The sequence below is a fragment of the Alcanivorax sp. HI0044 genome (assembly GCF_001634945.1).
The window spans coordinates 1-501 of sequence record NZ_LWEZ01000688.1 but is presented as its reverse complement, the minus strand read 5'-3'; the positions used below and the strand labels follow the sequence as shown (position 1 = coordinate 501).

Here is a 501-nt window from a genome sequence, read left to right as displayed (position 1 = left end):
TCGCCACCATGAACGGGGCTATCTACAAGGGCTTTGAAGGCATGTTCGAAATCATGCTGCTGTCCATGTTGATTGGTGGTCTCTCACAATTGATGACGGATCAGGGCGGCACCCGCTGGGTGATCGAGCGGATTCACGGGCTGACAAGATTGCTGAAGTTGCCACTGCAAAAAGCAGGCGAAGTAGGCATTGCCCTGCTGGTGGTATTCGCCAATATCTTTGTGGCCAACAACACCGTGGCCATCGTGCTCACCGGCGAAATGGCCCGCGACATTGCCAACGATCACGGCGTGGACCTGCGCCGTTCTGCCAGCCTGCTGGATATTTTTTCCTGCGTGGTGCAGGGCCTGATTCCCTACGGTGCCCAGGTACTGCTGGCCTGCTCCATCGCTGAGCTGTCTCCCCTGGCGCTAATCAGTTCCATTCATTATTGCTGGGCCCTGGCCATTGCCGGTATCGCCGCGATCGCCATTAACCGGCCGCGCTTGCCGCTGCCTGATA

Annotated in this window: 1 protein-coding gene; it reads left to right on the top strand. The window is 57.7% G+C overall.

Annotated elements, in window-relative coordinates; translation table 11 throughout:
- Positions 1-501: Na+/H+ antiporter NhaC family protein (locus tag A3730_RS08330; protein WP_304439479.1), on the top strand; the 501-nt coding region annotated here is incomplete at both ends.